The sequence below is a fragment of the Nostoc sp. genome, assembly GCF_036917415.1.
In the GTDB taxonomy this organism is placed as follows: domain Bacteria; phylum Cyanobacteriota; class Cyanobacteriia; order Cyanobacteriales; family Nostocaceae; genus Nostoc.
Map to the genome: position 1 here is coordinate 81,704 of NZ_JBALDJ010000096.1, position 14,773 is coordinate 96,476.

The following is a 14,773-nucleotide window of genomic DNA, read 5'->3' on the forward strand; positions in this document are numbered from 1 at the left end:
TCATGATATACAAAGTTACTCAAATTCTGTCACAGAACGGAGTCGCTACTGAAAAGATTTGCACATAGGGTTCGGTGGTCAAAGAATCGACGTATATTTACAAAGAGCAACAAGGTTCTATAATGATAGATTGGCTTTACCGTTACCCACCTTTGTATTCGGGTATTTTACTTAAGCGTTACAAGCGGTTTTTTGCTGACGTTCAACTTACTTCTGGCGAAATAGTGACAGCACACTGTCCCAATACAGGGCCAATGACTGGAGTATCGACACCTCTAAGTGCGGTACAGCTTTCCAAAAGCGATAATCTCAACCGCAAATTGGCTTACACTCTAGAACTAATTCAGGTACATGACAATGAGCCGACTTGGGTAGGTATAAATACTTTTTTGCCCAATCGGGTGGTAAAGCTAGCTTTGGCGAAATACCTTTTCCCGGAATTGGGGAACTACAGCCAAATCAAGGGCGAGGTAGTTTATGGGCTAGATAAAAAAAGTCGAGTAGATTTTTTCTTGACGGGGAATGATGAGGAACCCCCGATTTATTTAGAAGTAAAAAATACAACCTTGTCTGAGGGGAGATTAGCCCTATTTCCTGACACGGAGACTACCAGAGGGCAAAAGCACTTGCGAGAACTGATGGCGTTGTTACCTTTAACTCGTGCGGTAATGCTTTATTTTATCAATCGCGGTGATTGTATTGAGTTCTCCCCTGGCGATCGCACAGATCCTGTATATAGTAAATTATTGCGGGATGCGATCGCTCTCGGTTTAGAAGTTTTACCTTGCCGTTTTGACATTTCTCCCGAAGGTATCCGTTATTTGGGTTTAGCAAAACTAAAAATTTGATTGCATTTAATAACTGGAGTTTAGACTAAACTCCAGTAGATTGCTACTCCCTTCGATCTGACGCGCACGATCAATATTGCAGATGTTGCGGATGCGATCGAACACGGTTTTGATGATATGTGAAACCCTGCTTTTTTGCATTAGGGACTTCCAAGAAATAAATTATCCAATTTCACCGAATCAAAACGACTTTCTCTCCCCCTGCTCCCTGCTCCCTGCCCCCTGCCCTAAAGTTTTTAGACCTTCCAAATGTGCTGCATTACAATGTCGAGTTTAATCCCGATCGTATGTATGACGATTTGGGGCATTGGATGTACTGCACAGAGGTGATGCGAGGAATTCTAGAATCCCTTGGTGTGTCCAGCAAAAACCTCTTTTGGTGTCCACCAAAAATACCGAAGGAGTGAGAAAATGGATTTTAGTTCAATCTGATTCACTATTGTGCTTCCTGGAAAGCCTGAATCGCTAGTCCCTGCTGATCTAGGGACAGGTAGTTGATAGATGTCAATAAAGCAGTCTCTAGTAAACTCTCTACATACGTACTTTGATTGATTCCTCCCCATATTGGATTAAAGGTGAACTGCCCCTTGTTGTACGCGTCAATAAAATGCCGATAGCTGGAAACAGCCCCTTGATAATTACCTGTTTCAATATATGTGCTGCTTATGGAAAGAAAAGCTTTTCCATAGTCGGGAAATTTGTGGACAATTTCTTCATATTGCTCGATCGCTTCTTGAAACCTACCGAGCCTCTTAAGCGTGGCAGCACGATTGTTGTAGTACATTGGATTGGCGTCATCAAGAGTGATAGCTTGATCGTAAAGAGACAGAGCATTTTCAAACATGCTCATCTTAGCGCTTACATTACCTTCGTTGTAAAAGAGTTCGGCTTTAACTTGATCTGTGTAGCTTTTCATAGTTCACACTTCCTAGCTTGAGATTTGTGTTTAGCTACCAGATAGTATTCCCAAAAATCTTGTACGGCATAACATTCCTAATCACCCCAGATAAACTGCAACACCCAACAGATAAGCTGTTGTGCTTTGAATTTGCACTTTGAGGTAGCAGAGGGGCTTCAGGTGCAGAGGAGAGGATTTGCAGGTTTTACCTAAAAGATGATAATGCAACTTGTAGGCGCGATAGCTTAACTTTTAGCTAGTTGTGTATTGCGATTTGCTATGCAGACGATTGCGTTGTTTGAGTGGCTGTGAAATGATCTGCCGATTACTTAGGGCTTGTTTTTGTCGCAAATCATCACAAATTGCTTGTAAATCGTAGTTGAAAGCCTTTGCATATTTAATTGCTGCCATTCCTCAATAGCCGAATGGATGGCGGAAATCACCAACCACTTTGTCAAGTTGTTGAGCGATCGCTAGCAACTCCATCTCGCGCCATCGCTTGCCAATAATTTGGATTCCAATCGGTAAGCCATTGTGAGTTTGCCCAATCGGAATCACCACCGCAGGATGACCACTGAGATTAAATGGCATAGTGTAAGATCCGTTTGCCACCGCATGAGGATAGGATTTGCCGTCTATATCAATAGCGCTCCAAGCCGGACAATGGGTAAATGCAGGAGTTGCTGTCACCGGAGTGAGCCATACATCCCACGCTTCTAAAGCTTCATCGATTTGGGCAATGAAGCGATCGCGCTCGGTGAGTGTCTCAAAATATCCTCTTAAGCTGGGATTTAAAAGTTCTGGCAGAAAGCTGCTGAAATTCCCCAATTTTCGCAATTTTTTGTCGCCTTGAGTTGCCGTGCGAAAGAGTAACTCTAAGCTGCGTAGCACATTATAGCGATCCTTGGGTTGGGCGTAATTGTTGATATATGCTTCCATCCGTCCGCAGAGGTTCCACACTGTCGATAAATCAAAATCTTTGGGAAGCCAGCGTTCAACATGAGTACCTGCTTGAGCAAGTTTTTGCACCACTGTCTGTACTGCACCTCGAATTTCCGCAGCAACGGGAACCTCTACCCATTGATCGATCCAAGCAATTTTAAGATCCTGCAAAGACTTGCCTGATGGAGTATCAAGGGGAATCGGTGGCACATCTGGGCGACGCAAATCTGCACCAGCGATCAGCGAGAAACAAAGGCGAATATCTTCGAGCGATCGCGCAAAACAGCCAATAGTCAACATTTGTCGCAAGCATAGCGGCATTCCCGGTACTTCAGGGATACTTCCGGCGGTGGAAATACGGCGATCTGTTGGCTTTAAGCCATATACACCGCAGAAAGTTGCAGGCTGGCGCACGGAACCTGCAATATCGTTACCTATATCTAATGATGAAAGTCCGGCTGCAACAGCAGCAGCACTACCTCCAGAACTGCCACCTGCTGTATAGTCAAGATTCCAGGGATTATTTACCCGTGGAAACAGAGAATTTGTACTTTGAAAATCACCAGCCAGTTCTGCCATGTTGGTTTTTCCAAGGATAACGGCTCCTGCTGTCCGCAGCCTTGCAACAACGGTGGCATCCTGTTGAGGAATGTAGTCTTTGAGAGGAATGTAACCCGCTGTGGTACGGAGTCCTACTGTTTCAAAAATGTCTTTAATCGTGATCGGAACACCGTGCAGAGCGCCCCAGTGTTCTCCTCTAGCTAGGGCTTCATCTGCAAGCTTTGCTCTGGTACGAGCATTGTCTTCGTCTAAGGTGCAAATTGCATTCAGCTTTGAGTTGTGTTTATAAATCTGCGCCAGGTAAGCATCGAACACTTCGACAGCAGAGACTTGGCGATCGCGAATCATCTGAGCAAGTTGATGAGCGGGTAGAAAAACTAAGTCACTCATATCATGTTCGGTAAAAGACTTATCATTAAGAGCGCAGGGGGCAGGGGGCAGGGAGCAGGGGGCAGGGGGCAGGGAGCAGGGGGCAGGGGGCAGGGAGCAGGGGGAAAGAGGGTTTTAAGATTTTTGCATAGATGCCCGGAATAATAACTAATCAAGCGGTCATGATATCATAGGTCGATTTCACGTCATTTGTCAGATTCTAAGCTGTTACGCCAAGAAAATTGCACATTAACTAGTGTTCGCGCAGCGTCTCCTTCAGGAGAGGGTTGTCCTTTGTCCTTAGAAACACTAATGACTAATGACTAATGACTAATGACTAATGACTAATGACTAATGACTAATGACTAATGACTAATGACTAATGACGGTCTATACGGAAAATAGTGCAATATATAGGCGCTTTAGCTTACTACAACCAACGTTGTTTTTTGGCATAGACAATACTGCCAATCACAATTAGTGCCATCATACAGATCACCACAGGGTAAGCCAAAGGTTGTTCTAATTCCGGCATATACTTGAAGTTCATACCATAGAAACCAGACATAAAAGTAATTGGTAAAAATATTGTCGATAGGATAGTCAGGCGATTAATTCGTTCGCCTGTTTTACTAGCAATATTATCACGTTGAATTTCCATTAATTCTGACATCCAGGCTCTTATAGCTTGATATTCTTGCCAGAGTTTATCAACGTGATGAACCAATTCTTGATTGAATAGTTCTTTCACTGGCGGGCCGATCCATTGGAAATCTTCATTATCCATAATAGCCATAAGTAATTTGATGCTTTGAAAATTACGGCGTCCAGAACGAGTAGATTGCCTCATTGTGGCAATTTTTTGGTAAGTTGATTCATCACCAGAATTGTCTAAAACTTCATCTTCTAAATCATCAAGTTTTCTAGAAATATAGGTAAATACAGTTTCGTAATTATTCAAAATATCTTTAAATATGAGATAAAAAAGATAGTCTATGCCTAACTTATGAATATCTAAAGTTCGCTTTTGAAGATGATTAGCTAAAATACTTAAAATTTTTAGCTCAGTGATTTCAAAAGTTATGATAAAATTATTTCCAACCACAATATTGCCACGCACAACCTCAAATTCATTATTTTTTATTTGAGAACTTAGGATTTCATAGCTATCAAATAAACAATCTTCTATGTCTTCATCAATTCCTAGAGGTGAATGGTTAAAAATCATGTTAACACGAGATGGATTGAGTCCAAAGTGCTTGATAATTCTGGCTGTTCCAGTGCGATCGCGGAAGTGAATACAGCGCAACCAAATATTATGAGACCCATCAATTCTTTTCAGTACCGTATCGACATCCCTGTTGGTGAATATTTCCAGGCTATCTGGATAAAAAGTCAGGAGAGTTAGCATATAGCAATCCTAATTGAGTCGTGAAAAAACACGGGGACTCATATTGAGCGATAATTTATTTGACTACAACGACACCTAAAATGTCAAAGTCTATAATTTATAACGCTAAGTAGTAAGCTCTTTAGTGCTTACTACCAACTCTCAAAACTAGTTTGATAAAGTACTAGTCGTAAATTTGTAAAATAAAACACATTTAAATAGCACAATCACTCTCTACGAGTTTTGACCATTGATAGTCAACACTATATTGAGTGGTAGCTCAATTTTTTTCTATTTTCCCAGATTTCGGGCGAGTAGTTGGCGCTGGCGCTGACTTATTTTGCAGAATTGCAATTTCTTGCCGTGCATCTTGATAACTATCTTGTTCCCCTTGCTGTTGGAATAGTTTTGCAGCTTTTTTGAAGTCTGCGATCGCACCCGGTTTATTTTTCTGCTTGGTGCGAATCACACCCCGATTATAATAGGCTAAGGCATTGTTAGGATTAATTGCGATCGCTCGTGAATAATCTTGATTTGCAGCTTTTTTATTTCCCAGTTCAAGATAAGCGTTACCACGGTTGTTATAAGCTACTATATTATTTGTATCTAGTTTCAGCGCTGCGGTATAATCTTCAATAGCGCCTTTATAATCTCCAAAAGAAAAGCGATGAATACCTCTGTGAATATAAGCTGTAATAAATTTAGGATCTATCTGTAAAATAGTGTTGTAATCTTCAGTAGCTTCTACATTATTTCCCAGATCGCTGTAAATATCACCACGATTTAGATAAGCTTCTATATATTTGGGATTGATGTTGATTGCATCTGTGTAATCTTTAATTGCTTCATCTTTTTGTTGATTAATAGATTGAGTTAAACCCTTTTGATAATAAGCTTTGGCATCACTAGGATTAATCTTAATTACTTTATCAAAATCTTGGATTGCTTCAAGTCTTTGTTTGAAGCGGCGGTGGAGAATCCCTCGTTGCAAGTAAGCTTCGGTATACTGAGGTTTGAGAGCGATCGCTTTGCTAAAATCTCCAAGTGCGCCTTTATTATCCTTCAATTGAGCATAAGCTAATCCCCGGCCATAGTAAGCATAAGCATCTTTGGAATTTAACTTTATTGCTTGAGTATAATCTGCGATCGCTTGTTTGTATTTGCCTAATTCCGAAAAAGCAAATCCTCGGTCAAAATAGGCATTAGCATCTTGAGGATTCAGTAAAATAGCTTGGCTAGAATCTGCTTGTGCTTGCTCGTAATCTCCTAATCGATAATAAGCATCACCTCGCCGATTATAAGCTAAAGCGTTTTGCGGATCTAATTCAATAATGTGATTGAAATCTTCAACTGCTCCTTCATAGTTTCCTAACTCATATTTATTTACTCCCTCTTGGTATAATGTCTGTTGGGCATTACTTACAAGTTTTGGCGATCTCAATTGCCACACTGCAACACTAAGGGTAATACAGCCAGCTATCCCCGCTAGAACTAGTAATAATTTTTTCTGATGCTGTTTTTGTCGATCGTCATCAACATTTATTAACTTTTTCAGGTCGTCTAAAACTTCGGTTGCATACTGGTAGCGCTTACGATAGTCAAAACGCACCATTTTATTAATAATTTTTGCTAATTTTCTGTTAACTTTTAGATTTTTATCGCGCCAAAGTATTTCACCTGTCAGCTGATTTTTCTGACTTCGCAAATTAGATATTTCCTTTGTAGGTAAACCTTTTAGTGCTGCGATCGCAACCATACCTAAAGCATATAGATCGCTGTTGTATTTGAGATTGCCGTTAATTTGTTCTATCGGCATATACTCGGAATTGTCAACAGTATTATCGATCGCTTCATTAAAAGTACCCAAATTAACCAAAACTAACTTTTTATCTGATTCCCGGCGAATAATATTTGCTGGTGTAATATTCCGATGAATTACGCCATAGCTATGTACAACGACCAAAGTTTCTAATATCTCTGACAAAAGACTAATTACTTGGTCTTCCTTGAGAAGCTTTCCCTGAATAATTTCGTCAGTTAAAGAATTACCAGGTATGAATTCTTGAACTAGATAAAATTCTTCATTTTCTTCAAAAGAAGCAATAAGCCTTTGAATTTTATCGTGTTCTTGTCCGAGTTTTTTTAAAGTTGCCGCCTTACTGGCAAACAAGCGGCGTAGGATTGTTAAAGCTTGAGGATTGCTATTAGGAAGAGATAACTGCTTTATTATAAATTCTTTACCATTAAGATTAATATCTTCAACTAGATAGGTTTTCTCTTTTTCCCCATTATTGAGAATTTTTAGTATTTGATAATGTCCATCTAGGAAATGACTATTCATCAATATAAATTATAGTCTGATAAATTGTTCGATTATAGCTTACGTGTTATTATTACTGATTTTAAAATATAAATATTTATTTATTAAGCAACTTCAAATGAGATCGAGGCGTGGGCTGCTACCGCGTGTATATTGCATCCCCCTCCCAAGCTTGGGAGAGCAGGGTGGTTTCATACAAGCAAAGAAAAATTAAAACTGGGTTTCAAAGCCTCTCCCCCCGTGGGGGAGAGGAATGGAAGTGAGGGAAAAAGCCATGCCACTTTCACGAGAAATCAAGACTTATGTATTTTTCTTTTTTCGTATGAAACCACCCTGCCCTTCTAAGCTTGGGAGAGGGATTTAGGTGAGGACTTTTGATTCAGGTTTTATACTGGAACGACAAATTTCTCGCTACCAGCTAGTTCAAAGGCTGCATGAATGGCTTGCAAAGCTTTAACACCTTGCTCTTGCGCCACAACACAACTAATTTTGATTTCTGAAGTGGCAATCATTTGAATATTGATTTCTTGTTGGGCTAAAGCTTCAAACATTTTAGCAGCAACACCTGGTTGTCCTACCATACCGGCACCGACAATACTCACCTTAGCGATCGCACTATCTAAAACAACTTCACCCCATCCTAATTCTGCCGCTACTTGAGTGAGCATTTCTCTAGCATTTTCCCCGTCTATTTGCGAAACTGTAAAAGCAATATCTCGCCTGGGAACACCATCAATTATTCGGCATCGCTGAGATTGGATAATCATATCAACGCTGATATTATGTCGCGCTAATAGTCCAAACAACTTCGCCGCCATTCCCGGACGATCTGGCAATTGACGAATCGCAAGACGCGCTTGATTTAAATCAAGGGCAACGCCTCGAACGGGAGAAGTGTTAGCAGTGGGGAGTGGGGAGAATAAAAGAATTAATTTATCTTCCCCTGCCTCCCCTGCCTCCCCTGCTTCCCCTGCTTCCCCTGCTTCCCCTGCTTCCTTTACTTCCCCTGCTTCGATTTCAAAAGCGGTGCAGAGTGCTGTGACGGCGCGATCGCATTCTGCTGCATTGACTACACAACTTACTTTCACTTCGCTGGTGGAAATCATTTGAATATTCACGCCAGCTTCAGCTAATGTCGCAAACATCTTTGCAGCTACACCGGGACGCCCAATCATTCCTGCACCTGCAATGCTGACTTTGGCAATGTTATTTTCTATCATTACCTCAGCTTCGTCAGATTTAGGGTTAGATTGACTCCTCAGTGCTGGGGCGATCGCTGTTGCTACTGCTTCTGCGCGTTTTAATATTGGTGTGGTGACAGTAAAAGCAATGTCATTACTGTTACCTTCATGAACTGACTGAATAATCAAATCTACATCTACTTTTTGTCGAGAAATTTCCCCAAATAACCTGGCTGCAACACCTGGTTTGTCGGGGACGCGCAACAAAGCGACCTTTGCTTGGTTAGTGTCAAATTCTACATGATCTACAGGACGGGCAATTTCTAAATTAATTAGCGATCGCCCTTGGGGTTTGGCTGATGTCACCCAAGTTCCTGGTTGATCTGTCCAGCTAGACCTAACTACAAGGGAAACACCATAGTTACGGGCAATTTCCACAGCACGGGGATGCAGCACTTTTGCGCCCAAGCTAGCTAATTCCAACATTTCATCGCAGCTGATGGCATCCATCAACTGGGCTTCGGCAACTAAGCGGGGGTCTGTAGTGAGAATCCCTGGAACGTCTGTATAAATTTCACAAAAATTCGCTTTTAATGCGGCTGCGATCGCCACTGCTGAGGTGTCGGAACCACCACGACCCAAAGTCGTAATTTCCATCTCTCCGACGCTGGATATACCTTGGAACCCAGCTACTACAACTACTTTACCTGCATTTATGTGGCGAGTTAGGCGAGTAGTTTCAATATGCAAAATCCGAGCGCGGCTGTGTTCAGCTTCAGTAACAATTCCTACCTGAGCGCCAGTCATGGAAATTGCGGGTTGTCCGAGTTCCTGCAAAGCCATACTGAGTAAGGCAATAGTTACTTGTTCGCCAGTAGAAAGCAGCATATCCATTTCCCGGCGGTTAGGATTTGGAGAAATTTCAGTAGCTAGTTTGACGAGTCCATCGGTGGTTTTGCCCATTGCCGAAACCACTACGACAATAGAGTTTCCAGCTTTAACAGTTTTATAAACACGCTGGGCAACAGCTTGAATACGTTCGACTGAACCGACAGATGTACCACCGTATTTCTGAACTATGAGCGCCATAACTTTTTTTAATCAATTGTGCCTGCTTTCATCAACGCTTCCGCCTGGTTAAGGAAGCCTTCAAGGCTTATCAGTTATATAGTTTACTAAATATCGCGGCGAATGCCCCATCATAATTGATTATTCAAAAACTACATCTTCGTAAAGTGCTGCCATTGTTTCCTCAAAATCCACGCTATTGAGTCGAAATGATTGATGTTCTGCTGTGTAGGATTGTAAAACCCACAACCCTTGCTCATTGCGTCGAAAACACTCAACTCGTTGACGTTTTGTATTAATTAAAACATATTCTTGCAGACTTTCCAGGGTTTGATAATCGGCGAATTTGTCGCCCCGGTCAAAGGCTTCAGTAGAATTAGATAAAACTTCGACAATTAAACAGGGAAATCTTTTATAACCTGGCGTTTCTCGATCTCGTTGATCGCAAGTAACCATCACATCGGGATAATAAAAGCGATTCAGAGATTCAATTCTGGCTTTCATGTCAGCGATGTAAACACGACAACCAGAGCCGCGCAGATGATTACGGAGGAGAACAGCAAGGTTTCCAGCAACAGTAACGTGTGGATCGAGAACTTCAAACATTGCGTAAATGTAGCCGTCTATATATTCATGCTTGATATTGCTCTGTTCCTCCACTTGGAGGTATTCTTCAACGGTGAGATAATTTTGTTGGGGCGAGGCTATCATAGTTGAAACTTTAGGATTTGAGTGATACTGATTTCTAGGGTAGCGTTTGCTGTGGATTGAAGTTGGTTTTTGAGAGAGATTTTGGAGAGATAATTTTATGTTAGGTCTAGATAGAATTACATTTTGCCCTAGCATTATGGGTGGACAAGCTTGCATTCGCGGAATGCGAATTCCGGTTTCTTTATTAGTCAATTTGGTAGCTAATGGAAAACCTGCGGAAGAGATTTTAGAAGAATATCCTGATTTAGAAGCAGAGGATATTCGTCAATCTCTACTTTATGCAGCGTGGTTGACTCAAGAACGAGTTTATCCATTCAAAATTGCTTAACCAGTAAAATGAAGTTTTTGGCAGATATGGGAATTTCACTAAGCACTGTAACTTGGTTGCGTAGTGATGGTTATGATGTCGTGCATTTGCATGATGAAGCTTTGCAAAGACTACCAGATGATGAGATTTTAATTAAAGCCCGTACAGAAGGGAGAATTTTATTAACTATAGATTTAGATTTTGCTCAAATTTTAGCCGTTAGTGGGGATAGTTTACCCAGTGTTATTTTGTTTAGGTTAGGAAATGACAACTATGACGCAATTAATGAACGTTTTACAACTGTTTTGAGTGAATGTCAGAAAGATTTAGACGTAGGAGCAATTGTTTCTGTAAGTAATGAAACTTTCCGGGTGAGGCGATTACCCATATAAGTAAGAAGTGGATTCCATATTAGGCGATCGCTTGTAGATTTACACTTTTTTTCTAGAGCGATCGCTTTGACAACACCATCATTTACAACCACATAATAGCGTAGGCGTAGCCCGTCGTAGACATCGCTTGTAGATTTACACTTCTATTGTAGAGCCTCACCATCTTGATATTCTTTGATTTTGCCATATAAACTGGCAACTGTTTCTTGAACAAACAGTTTTTCTTTAACTTGCAAATAGTCACCTTCACTGAGTTTACAAGCTGCCCAAAATTTCATTACCTTAGATGGTTCTAAATGAGTGAGTAAAACCTGCATCACTTCTTGTAAATTTTCTTCTTCGTTAATAACTTTAATTTCCATTGTCTACCTCCAAAATAAAATTAGTTGGGTTGATTACCAAGAGTGATAAATCTTGGCAGCGGTTGATTAATCTCCGATCGCAAGTAATAAAATAATTACTTTGGGAAGCCTCCGCACACGCTACATGAAGTGCATCGATAGGTTTAATTCCTTGTTGTTCTAATTTTTCTGCTCTCCCTCTAATATTTTCATCTATTAATACTCTCAAGGCAGCTATTTGTAAATATCGCTCCATAGATTGTTGATTTACAAGAAAAGGGTTACGGCTATTTTCATATTCTAGAACTGAAGAACTAACTAATTCTATTAATCTTGCTTCCACCATTTGTAAAATTAAGATGATAGCTTGTGTTTCTAGAAATATTTTTGGCTGTGTTTGGTCGTCAAACGGACGATTATAAATACTGGTATCTAGATAAACCCTGGTCATAGAGCTTTTTTACAACTTTCTCTAAACAAAAGCGATCGCCTCTAGCAGTACGCTCCACGTGTTAGCGTTCGTGGAGCGTTCCGCAGGAAAGCTTACCGTTGGCGTAGCCTCTCGTAGAGAAGGTATTGCCTGTAGATTTACACTTTTTTAGGAGCGCCAGCTTTCGGCTCAATGATATACCAAAATGAATGCGTGAATTACTCAAATGAGAATACATTCAGGCGGATTGAGAAAGTAAAAGCTTATTTTACTTGCGGAAAACACCAAAATGAGAAAGCAAAAGCTCCTTTTGAGTAAGTAAAAGCTCATTTTGCTTGCGGAAAACACCAAAATGAGGAAGCAAAAGCTGCTTTTGAGTAAGTAAAAGCTTATTTTGCTTGCGGAAAACACCAAAATGAGAAAGCAAAAGCTTATTTTGAGAAAGTAAAAGCTCCTTTTGAGAAAGTAAAAGCTGCTTTTGAGTAAGTCGAATGGCATTTTTACTTAGTTCAATATGAATTTTAGTCCAGGCGATACCTTCTCTACGAGAGGCTACGCCAACGGTAAGCTTCGCTAACGCGCTTTTCAGTTTTATCACGGTAGGCTTTGCACAAAACCTGTAAATTCGTAGCCCCATGTAGTCTATTCTTGATTTGAGGGGAGGCGATCGCAGCTGCTGTCAGTGATACTGGCTCCATAACTTTGCCAAAACACACAAGATTACACTTACTGCTTCTCAGTCTACAGTCTCTAAATAGTTCATGGAGAGCAAATATACCAGTCCTAAATGATTCGTAACTTCTTTTCTTCTTCTCTTGGCGTTCTTGGCGGCTTGGCGGTTCGATAATCTTTACAACTCAAATAGGATTGCCATACAAAAAAAATTATGGGTTGATTCATTTTCGTAAGTTTCCGGCTCTAAATCTAATTTCATAAAGTCCTAGCAAACCTGCCGCTATTAGCAAAGGTAAGAAATAATAGACTCCCCGATAAGCTAACATTGAACCCAAAACTACCGCCGCCGAAACTTTTGAGGAAAGAATCAGCAAAATTATAGTTTCAAATACTCCCAAACCCCCAGGGACATTACTAACCACACCTGCAAACATCGCTAGTAAATAAATTCCCAAAAAGTCTAGATATGACAAAGATATATTGCTAGGAAGTAAAGCATAAAGAACTGCTGCCGCAAGAATCCAGTCAAAACTAGAAATTGCTATTTGAAGCAGAGATATTTCAAAAGAAGGAAATCGAAATTCATGCCCACGAATTATTAATGGTTGTTTAAGAAAAATACTTCCTAGTAAATAAGCCGCAACTAATAGCAGAAAAATTACGCCAATGGGACGCACAGTGGCAAAAGGTAAATGTAATTGAGTGGGAATCTTCAGGGGGTTGATGAGGAATAAGAAACCTGCAACAGCAAACATCCCCAACCAAAAAGTAAAGTTGGCGAAAGCAATTACTTGAGCGATCGCTACTGCTGACACTCCCCAACTAGCATAAAATCGATAACGGATAGCACTGCCAGTCAGCAAGGCAAAACCGATGGTATTACTAAATGCAGAGCTAATAAAGTTAGTGAAAGCAATCTTATTCCAACTTAGGGAACGATTAATGTAGTTAAAACCTAAGATATCGTACCCAACCATCACTAGATAGCCCAAAGCTGTCAGCCAAATTGCCCAACTTAAGCGACTTTTGGAAATAGCAGCTAGAGAGTTGAGGATATCACGATAATTATACTGACGTAATTCGTTAGCGATCGCCCACAGGGAAAGCAGCAGCAGTAACAAGCCAAACAAAGAACTAAAATTGAGTTGCAGCTTTTTAAGCATCATGAAGAAACTCATCCTAACTCTTGACTTTTAATTTACAACCAGTCGTAAAGTTTCCATCTTGTTGACACAGTATCGACATATCATTTGCATAAGCTTTTGAAGGCAAGCATCGACTACCCAATAATGCTCTGTTTAACCAATGCCTTTCAAAGATGAACTACAAACAATCTAAAATTTTCTTGCTATTTTCAGTATTAACCCTAGTTGGCTGTAATTTCTCCCAAGGTGTCGTCGCAAAACCACCGCAACAGCAGGATTTACAAACAACGCCTTCCGTTCTTCCAACCCAGCGCAATACTAGCAACTCAGCGACTCTCCTAACCTATAAAATTGAAACCTACGATAGTCAAGCAATGGGTGCAAGTCGCACTTATGGCGTTTCTTTACCTCCTGGCTATGAGCAAAACTCAAAACAAAGGTATCCTGTAATCTTTCTTCTCCACGGAGGACATGGTAATCCCACTGATTGGTTTATTCAAAATAAGGGACAAGCTCTCAAGACTGTAGAACAACTTTATACTACAGGTAAGTTGCCACTCAGCATCATCATTACACCAGATGGCAACGACAAGCGTGGCTCTAGTCCCTACCGAGATCCCGAATATATCGATGGCCCTAATGGTAAAGTCTCTACAGCCGTAGGCGATGAGTTAGTAAAAGTCGTGCAAAGCCGTTATCGCACACTAACTAATCCAGATTTTTGGGCGATAGGTGGTTTATCTTCTGGTGGTTGGGGAGCAATCAATGTGGGATTACACAACGTAGATCGTTTCTCGATTTTATTTAGTCATAGTGGTTATTTTAATGATAAAAGTGGCCCAGCAAATAGCCCAATATCTTATATTAAAACCATTCCCCTACAAGCTCAAAAAAGATTGAAGATTTATCTAGATTCGGGTACATCAGATATTGATGAAATCCACGAAGCAGAGCGATTTAATAAAGTATTAAATCAACTGAAAATTTATAATTCATTTCGTCAGTTTCCTGGCAGTCACACTTGGCAATACTGGCGGAAACATTTAGCAAATTCATTGACATTTGTCGGCGAACAATTTCGAGCTTCAGAAAGAGCAAATATGGCTGAAAAATTAAGTATCAATCATAAAAAAATGCTCAAAAAAATTAATCCTTAGTAGAAATAATACTATTTGCCAAGCCGTTGATATTTAAA

Annotated in this window: 16 protein-coding genes; 4 read left to right on the forward strand and 12 right to left on the reverse strand. The window is 40.5% G+C overall.

Features of this window, described 5'->3' with window-relative positions; translation table 11 throughout:
* The first annotated feature begins 122 nt into the window (after window positions 1-122).
* Window positions 123-848: a DNA/RNA nuclease SfsA gene (gene sfsA, locus V7K41_RS21355; protein ID WP_334851403.1), complete on the forward strand. Its 726-nt coding sequence runs from the start codon at window positions 123-125 to the stop codon at window positions 846-848.
* Window positions 849-1,284: 436 nt separating this feature from the next.
* On the opposite strand, the gene V7K41_RS21360 is transcribed toward sfsA, so the two are convergent.
* From V7K41_RS21360 to V7K41_RS21390, 7 genes are all read right to left on the reverse strand, one after another.
* Window positions 1,285-1,764, reverse strand: coding sequence for a tetratricopeptide repeat protein (locus V7K41_RS21360; RefSeq protein ID WP_334851405.1), 480 nt, complete (start codon window positions 1,762-1,764; stop codon window positions 1,285-1,287).
* Between the two features lie 234 nt (window positions 1,765-1,998).
* Window positions 1,999-2,157 (reverse strand): hypothetical protein, encoded by a 159-nt coding sequence (locus V7K41_RS21365; RefSeq protein ID WP_334851407.1) that lies wholly within the window; start codon window positions 2,155-2,157, stop codon window positions 1,999-2,001.
* 3 nt (window positions 2,158-2,160) lie between these two features.
* Window positions 2,161-3,639: an amidase gene (locus V7K41_RS21370; RefSeq protein ID WP_334851409.1), complete on the reverse strand. Its 1,479-nt coding sequence runs from the start codon at window positions 3,637-3,639 to the stop codon at window positions 2,161-2,163.
* A 409-nt stretch (window positions 3,640-4,048) separates the two neighbouring features.
* A complete protein-coding gene (locus V7K41_RS21375) occupies window positions 4,049-5,029 on the reverse strand; it encodes a magnesium transporter CorA family protein (RefSeq protein WP_334851411.1) in 981 nt (326 codons plus the stop codon).
* A gap of 259 nt (window positions 5,030-5,288) precedes the next feature.
* Window positions 5,289-7,349, reverse strand: a complete 2,061-nt coding sequence (locus tag V7K41_RS21380) for a tetratricopeptide repeat protein (RefSeq protein WP_334851413.1) — start codon at window positions 7,347-7,349, stop codon at window positions 5,289-5,291.
* Between the two features lie 365 nt (window positions 7,350-7,714).
* Window positions 7,715-9,598 (reverse strand): aspartate kinase, encoded by a 1,884-nt coding sequence (locus V7K41_RS21385; protein WP_334851415.1) that lies wholly within the window; start codon window positions 9,596-9,598, stop codon window positions 7,715-7,717.
* Between the two features lie 120 nt (window positions 9,599-9,718).
* Entirely contained in the window at window positions 9,719-10,288 is a 570-nt protein-coding gene (locus tag V7K41_RS21390; protein ID WP_334851416.1) for a Uma2 family endonuclease, read from the reverse strand.
* Between the two features lie 97 nt (window positions 10,289-10,385).
* On the opposite strand from V7K41_RS21390, the gene V7K41_RS21395 reads away from it, so the two are divergent.
* Both V7K41_RS21395 and V7K41_RS21400 read left to right on the forward strand, forming a co-directional pair.
* Window positions 10,386-10,616 (forward strand): DUF433 domain-containing protein, encoded by a 231-nt coding sequence (locus V7K41_RS21395; protein WP_334851418.1) that lies wholly within the window; start codon window positions 10,386-10,388, stop codon window positions 10,614-10,616.
* Window positions 10,617-10,624: 8 nt separating this feature from the next.
* Window positions 10,625-10,987 (forward strand): DUF5615 family PIN-like protein, encoded by a 363-nt coding sequence (locus V7K41_RS21400; protein WP_334851420.1) that lies wholly within the window; start codon window positions 10,625-10,627, stop codon window positions 10,985-10,987.
* Between the two features lie 143 nt (window positions 10,988-11,130).
* Here the strand turns inward: V7K41_RS21400 and V7K41_RS21405 are convergent, their stop codons facing one another.
* The 5 genes from V7K41_RS21405 to V7K41_RS21425 form a co-directional block, all read right to left on the reverse strand.
* Entirely contained in the window at window positions 11,131-11,349 is a 219-nt protein-coding gene (locus tag V7K41_RS21405) for a hypothetical protein (protein ID WP_334851422.1), read from the reverse strand.
* Complete coding sequence (locus V7K41_RS21410; protein WP_334851424.1) at window positions 11,339-11,779, reverse strand: PIN domain-containing protein; 441 nt, start codon at window positions 11,777-11,779, stop codon at window positions 11,339-11,341. The genes V7K41_RS21405 and V7K41_RS21410 overlap by 11 nt, the downstream gene beginning before the upstream one ends.
* Window positions 11,780-12,026: 247 nt before the next feature.
* A complete protein-coding gene (locus V7K41_RS21415) occupies window positions 12,027-12,356 on the reverse strand; it encodes a hypothetical protein (protein WP_334851425.1) in 330 nt (109 codons plus the stop codon).
* Entirely contained in the window at window positions 12,301-12,456 is a 156-nt protein-coding gene (locus V7K41_RS21420; protein WP_334851427.1) for a hypothetical protein, read from the reverse strand. The genes V7K41_RS21415 and V7K41_RS21420 overlap by 56 nt, the downstream gene beginning before the upstream one ends.
* A gap of 198 nt (window positions 12,457-12,654) precedes the next feature.
* The gene (locus tag V7K41_RS21425; protein ID WP_334851524.1) at window positions 12,655-13,596 is read right to left on the reverse strand and encodes a lysylphosphatidylglycerol synthase domain-containing protein; all 942 of its coding nucleotides are present in this window, start codon (window positions 13,594-13,596) and stop codon (window positions 12,655-12,657) included.
* A gap of 155 nt (window positions 13,597-13,751) precedes the next feature.
* Between V7K41_RS21425 and V7K41_RS21430 the strand changes: the two genes are divergently transcribed.
* Window positions 13,752-14,735 carry an alpha/beta hydrolase gene (locus V7K41_RS21430; RefSeq protein ID WP_334851429.1) on the forward strand — a complete coding sequence of 328 codons (984 nt, stop codon included), beginning with the start codon at window positions 13,752-13,754 and terminating at the stop codon, window positions 14,733-14,735.
* Window positions 14,736-14,773 lie beyond the last annotated feature (38 nt).

Coding starts and splice junctions, on each gene's coding strand:
- V7K41_RS21405 (WP_334851422.1), bottom strand. CDS start 11,349: ATGGAAATTAAAGTTATTAACGAAGAAGAAAATTTACAAGAAGTGATG.
- V7K41_RS21370 (WP_334851409.1), bottom strand. CDS start 3,639: ATGAGTGACTTAGTTTTTCTACCCGCTCATCAACTTGCTCAGATGATT.
- V7K41_RS21425 (WP_334851524.1), bottom strand. CDS start 13,596: ATGCTTAAAAAGCTGCAACTCAATTTTAGTTCTTTGTTTGGCTTGTTA.
- V7K41_RS21365 (WP_334851407.1), bottom strand. CDS start 2,157: ATGGCAGCAATTAAATATGCAAAGGCTTTCAACTACGATTTACAAGCA.
- sfsA (WP_334851403.1), top strand. CDS start 123: ATGATAGATTGGCTTTACCGTTACCCACCTTTGTATTCGGGTATTTTA.
- V7K41_RS21430 (WP_334851429.1), top strand. CDS start 13,752: ATGAACTACAAACAATCTAAAATTTTCTTGCTATTTTCAGTATTAACC.
- V7K41_RS21420 (WP_334851427.1), bottom strand. CDS start 12,456: ATGGAGCCAGTATCACTGACAGCAGCTGCGATCGCCTCCCCTCAAATC.
- V7K41_RS21395 (WP_334851418.1), top strand. CDS start 10,386: ATGTTAGGTCTAGATAGAATTACATTTTGCCCTAGCATTATGGGTGGA.
- V7K41_RS21390 (WP_334851416.1), bottom strand. CDS start 10,288: ATGATAGCCTCGCCCCAACAAAATTATCTCACCGTTGAAGAATACCTC.
- V7K41_RS21385 (WP_334851415.1), bottom strand. CDS start 9,598: ATGGCGCTCATAGTTCAGAAATACGGTGGTACATCTGTCGGTTCAGTC.
- V7K41_RS21400 (WP_334851420.1), top strand. CDS start 10,625: ATGAAGTTTTTGGCAGATATGGGAATTTCACTAAGCACTGTAACTTGG.
- V7K41_RS21360 (WP_334851405.1), bottom strand. CDS start 1,764: ATGAAAAGCTACACAGATCAAGTTAAAGCCGAACTCTTTTACAACGAA.
- V7K41_RS21410 (WP_334851424.1), bottom strand. CDS start 11,779: ATGACCAGGGTTTATCTAGATACCAGTATTTATAATCGTCCGTTTGAC.
- V7K41_RS21375 (WP_334851411.1), bottom strand. CDS start 5,029: ATGCTAACTCTCCTGACTTTTTATCCAGATAGCCTGGAAATATTCACC.
- V7K41_RS21380 (WP_334851413.1), bottom strand. CDS start 7,349: ATGAATAGTCATTTCCTAGATGGACATTATCAAATACTAAAAATTCTC.